This window comes from Salinisphaera sp. G21_0 (genome assembly GCF_017744115.1).
In the GTDB taxonomy this organism is placed as follows: Bacteria; Pseudomonadota; Gammaproteobacteria; order Pseudomonadales; family Endozoicomonadaceae; genus Endozoicomonas.
Genome location: NZ_JAGHQW010000116.1, coordinates 1 through 5,207 on the forward strand (window position 1 = coordinate 1; position 5,207 = coordinate 5,207).

General features: G+C 49.9%; 3 protein-coding genes. All 3 read right to left on the bottom strand.

Features of this window, described 5'->3' with window-relative positions:
* A partial coding sequence (locus tag J7439_RS24805) for a hypothetical protein (protein WP_209204734.1) occupies positions 1-508 on the bottom strand: 508 nt, incomplete at its 3' end.
* A 76-nt stretch (positions 509-584) separates the two neighbouring features.
* Entirely contained in the window at positions 585-3,644 is a 3,060-nt protein-coding gene (locus J7439_RS24810; protein ID WP_209204735.1) for an RAP domain-containing protein, read from the bottom strand.
* Between the two features lie 205 nt (positions 3,645-3,849).
* Positions 3,850-5,207 (bottom strand): RAP domain-containing protein (locus tag J7439_RS24815; RefSeq protein WP_209204736.1); only part of this gene is annotated, 1,358 nt, incomplete at its 5' end.

Below are 5,207 nucleotides of genomic sequence, written 5' to 3' on the forward strand. Positions count from 1 at the left end.
CCATGGGTTTATGAGGGGTAAAAACACCTGCTGAAGTCAATGAATGAAGTGTTGTCGTCAGGCTTCGCCAATTCCAGCTCCGTGTTGCGGTAAAATTTTGCAGCAAACGTATCAGCTGGCTTTGTTCAGCTCGATTTAACGGTCTTTTAGCAGCTGATGTATATTTTTTAATTGAATTGGCATACCAGCCGTGATTTCTCCCATCATAGCGATGACCAAAACGATCCGATTTACTCACCAGATCATCCATTATTTCCTGTTTGATGAGCGCATTAAAATCTTGAGCAGGGTTTACTGAACGGCGCTGTAGATGTTGAGAAGAGCATGCGTCAGGAGAACGGTAAAATGCATTGCGCCCCGGGTTAGTGCGTGGGGTATCATCCAACTGCCTGACCGTGGCATGTCGGTATCGTCCACGCCTCGAAGAAGCAGCACGGCCACCCGGTCGGTTATGATTATTATCTGATCTTGCGTATTGACCACTGATACCGGCAGAGCTTCTGTCCATAATTATATTTCATTAATTCATGAAAATATAAAAAGCAGACTGCTGTGCGGTTCAGAAGTTCATTTTGCTGAAATGTTTATATATAAGCAGTGCCGTATTTCTCATCTGCCGACCTACTTTTAAGTGATACAGAGTCATGACCCTGTGGCGGGATGTTTATCCTGGTCTTTATTTGATCAATACACAGTTTTATTGAATCCCGGCTACTGAGCTGGTTAACCGGGATTTCAATGACCTCAAATCCTGCTTTTTGCAGCAGTGCGATTTTCAGCAGAGTCGAACCATTCCTGGTGTTGAAATCACCACTCACGTAATGAGACGGTCCCTGAATTTCAATCACCATGTTGTGGTCTGGCAATAGCAGGTCAACCGGAGGTAATGAGTTCAGACTCTTTTCTTCTTCAATATTCAAAGATGGAAGGCATGACTGGAGTTGATCGCGGAAGTCGGTTTGAGTTTTTGAAATGTTTGTCTGGTAATGGGGGATGACCGGACACGTTCTCCCAAGCCAAATTGCGGACGTGGAAATGATGCGTTGATCCTCTTCATTATCTGGGGATGTATTTTCCAGGCGAGTAAACAGGTCATCCATGTGTTTTTCAAGCACGTTATTTTTATTGGCATTAGAGTCTAGAGACAACCTGGCACAGCATACCATGACTCCCCAGAGAGACATCAATATCGCTTGCTGAGAGAGCTGAGGTTTTTCACTGATTCGGTAGACAAGAGATTCGAACGTGGATTTAACCACGTTCAGCTCTACAAGCTCACCCAGTTTCGCCATGGCCCACAGCAGGTTGGCGATTTCCTGTGTTTTAAAGTTAGCTTTCTGTGCGTTCACGAGGGGCAATAGCGCGGCCACGGCCTCTTTGAGCTCTGGTGTCCGCTCCTGACCGTTGTCCATCAGTTTTACCATGGCCCACAGCAGGTTGGCGATATGCTGAGGAATAAATTGGTCTTTCTGTGCGTTCACGTGGAGCAACAGCGTGGCCATCGTCTCGTTGAGCCCGGGTGTTCGCTCTTGCCCGTTGTCCACCAGTTTTGCCATGGCCCACAGCAGGATGGTGATATGCTGAGGAATAAATTGGACTTTCTGTGCGTTCACGTGGGGCAACAGCGCGGCCACGGTCTCTTGGATCCCTGGTGTCAGCTCCTGCCCGTTGTCCACCAGTTTCGCCATGGCCCACAGCAGGTTGGCGATTTCCTGTGGTTTAAAGTTAGCTTTCTGTGCGTTCACGCAGGGTAGCAGGGCGGCCACGGCCTCTTTGAACCTTGGTGTCTGCTTTTGCCCTTTGTCCGCCAGTTTCGCCATAGCCCACAGCAGGTTGGCGATATGCTGAGGAATAAATAGTTCTTTCAGTGCTTTCACGTGGGGCAACAGCGCGGCCAAGGCTTCGTTGAGCCCTGGTGTCCGCTTCAGCCCGTTGTCCACCAGTTTCGCCATGGCCCACAGCATGTTGGCGATTCCCTGGGCCTTAAATTGGTTTTTCTGTATGTTCACGCGGGGCAACAGCACGGCCACGGCCTCTTTGAGCCTTGGTGTCTGCTCCTGCCCGTTGTCCACGAGTTTCGCCATGGCCCACAGCAGGTTGGCGATATGCTGAGGAATAAACTGGTCTTTCTGTGCGTTCACGTGGGGCAACAGCGAGGCCACGGCCTCTTTGAGTTCTGGTGTCCGCTCCTGCCCTTCGTTCGTCAGTTTCGCCATGGCCCACAGCAGGTTGGCGATATCCTGGGCATTAAATTGATCTTTCTGTGCATTCACGTGGGGCAACAGCGCGGCTACGGCCTCTTTGAGCTCTGTTGTCTGCTCCTGCCCGTTGTCCACCAGTTTCGCCATGGCCCATAGCAGGTTGGTGATTTCCTGTGGATTAAAGTTAGCTTTCTGTGTGTTCACGTGGGGCAACAGCGCGGCCATGGCCTCTTTGAACTCTGGTGTCCGCGCCTGCCCGTTGTCCACCAGTTTCGCCATGGCCCACAGCAGGTTGGCGATACCCTGAGGAATAAATTGGTCTTTCTGTGCGTTCACATGGGGCAACAGCACGGCCACGGCCCTTTTGAACCCTGGTATCCACTCCTGCTCGTTGTCCACCAGTTTTGCCATGGCCCACAGCAGGTTGGCGATTCCCTGGGCATTAAATTGGGCTTTCTGTGCGTTCACGTGGAGCAACAGCGTGGCCACCGTCTCGTTGAGCCCGGGTGTCCGCTCTTGCCCGTTGTCCACCAGTTTTGCCATGGCCCACAGCAGGATGGTGATATGCTGAGGAATTAATTGGTCTTTCTGTGCGTTCACGTGGGGCAACAGCGCGGCCACGGTCTCTTGGATCCCTGGTGTCCGCGCCTGCCCGTTGTCCACCAGTTTCGCCATGGCCCACAGCAGGTTGGCGATATGCTGGGTAATAAATTGGTCTTTCTGTGCGTTCACATGGGGCAACAGCACGGCCACGGCCTCTTTGAACTCGGGTGTCTGCTCCTGCCCGTTGTCCACCAGTTTCGCCATGGCCCAAAGCAGGTTGGCGATTCCCCGGGCATCAATATCCCATGCTTTAGCTTTTCGGTTGCACTTGAATATTATTGCATCCAGTAGCGTCGACAATAAGGCAGCTTGTGTTCGCTTAACACACTGATCCATGTGTTTATGAGGGGTAAAAACACCCGCTGAAGTAAATGAGTGCAGTGTTGTCGTCAGGCTTCGCCAATTCCAACTCCGTGTTACTGTGAAATTTTGCAGCAACCGCATCAGCTGGCTTTGTTCAACCCGATTTAACGGTCTTTTAGCAGCTGACGTGTATTTTTTAATTGAATTGGCATATAGTGCGTGATCTCTCCCATCATAGCGATCACCGAAACGATACGATTTATTCACCAGGCCATCCATTATTTCCTGTTGGGTGAACGCATTAAAATCTTGAGCAGGATTTACTGAACGGCGCAGTAGATATTGAGAAGGGCATGGGGCAGAAGATTGGTAAAATTCATTACGCCTCGGGGCTGTACGGTGGGGAGGATCCCATTGTCTGACTGTGGCATGCCTGTATCGCCCACGCCTTGAAGAAGCGGCCTGGTCATTCGGTTGGTTGTAAGCATTATCTGATCTTGCGTATTGACCACTGATACCTGCAGAGCTTCTGTCCATAATTATATTTCATTAATTCATGAAAGTTTAAAAAGCAGACTGCTTTTCTGTTCAGAAGTTCATTTTACTGAAATGCCTATAAAACCAAGCCGTTGGGGATACACATCTACTTCTGATGCCACCAATCCGTTATTTTCAAATCATTTCGGGCAACAGGTATTCAACGCTGGCGCTCCATCCCTGGGATATGAACACAGTTCTTGAGTCATGATGAAAGGGAAGAGGTTATTGGCTTTTTTTTTCTCTTCCTTTTTCTTTTTTTTGGTTTGCCTGTTTGCTTTTCTGAATGCTCTTCGGCGGTTAAGTAACAGTGATGTGAGGATTGCCCTCCTTTATCGGTGGTAACGTTTGCCACATCTGCCCATCCGATTTTATGTGATACAGAGCCATGGCCCTGAGGCGGGATGTCCATCCTGGTCTTTATTTGATCAATACATCGTTTTATTGAATCCGGTCTACAAAGCGTGTTAGCCGGGATTTCAATGACCTCAAATCCTGCTTTTTGCAGCAGTGCGATTTTCAGCAGAGTCGAACCATTCCTGGTTTTGAAATCACCACACACGTAATGAGAGGGTCCCTGAATTTCAATAATAATATTGTGGTCTGGCAATAGCAGGTCAACCGGAGGTAATGAGTTCAGACTCTTTTCTTCTTCAATATTCAAAGATGGAAGGCATGACTGGAGTTGATCGCGGAAGTCGGTTTGAGTTTTTGAAATGTTTGTCTGGTAATGGGGGATGACCGGACACGTTCTCCCAAGCCAACTGGCGGCCATGGAAATGATGTGTTGATCCTCTTCATTATCCAGGGATGTATTTTCCAGGCGAGTAAACAGGCCATCCATGTGCTTTTGCAAGTAATTTTTATCGGCCTTGGCGTCTGGAGACAGCCTGACACAGCATACCAATACTCCCCAGAGAGACATCGATATATCTTGCTGAGATAACTGAGGGTATTTACTGATTTGGTAGACAAGAAGTTCAGACGTGGATTTAACCACGTTCAGCTCAACGAGTTCACCCAGTTTCGCCATGGCCCACAGCAGGCTGGCGATATGCTGAGGAATAAACTGGTCTTTCTTTTCGTTCACTTGAGACAACAGGGCGGCCACGGCCTTGTTGAGCCCTGGTGTCGGCTCTTGCCCGTTGATCACCAGTTTCGCCATGGCCCACAGCAGGTTGGCGATTTCCTGTGGTTTAAAGTTCGCTATTTGTGTGTTTACGTGGGGTAACAGCGCGGCCACAGCTTCGTTGAGCCCTGGTGTTCGCTCCTGCCCGTTGTCCACCAGTTTCGCCATGGCCCACAGCAGATTGGTGATACCCTGTGGTTTAAAGCTAGCTTTCTGTACGTTGACGTAGGACAACAGCGCGGCCACGGCCTCGTTGAGCTCTGATGTCTGATCCTGCCCGTTGTCCACCAGTTTCGCCATGGCCCACAGCAGGTTGGCGATATCCTGGGCATTGAATTGGTCTTTCTTTGCGTTCACGTGGGGCAACAGCGCGGCCACGGCCTCTTTGAGACCTGGTGTCTGCTCCTGCCCGTTGTCCACCAGTTTTGCCATGG

Excerpts from the sequence above, each read along its gene's own strand:
- J7439_RS24810 (WP_209204735.1), bottom strand. The coding sequence starts at position 3,644 with ATGGACAGAAGCTCTGCAGGTATCAGTGGTCAATACGCAAGATCAGAT.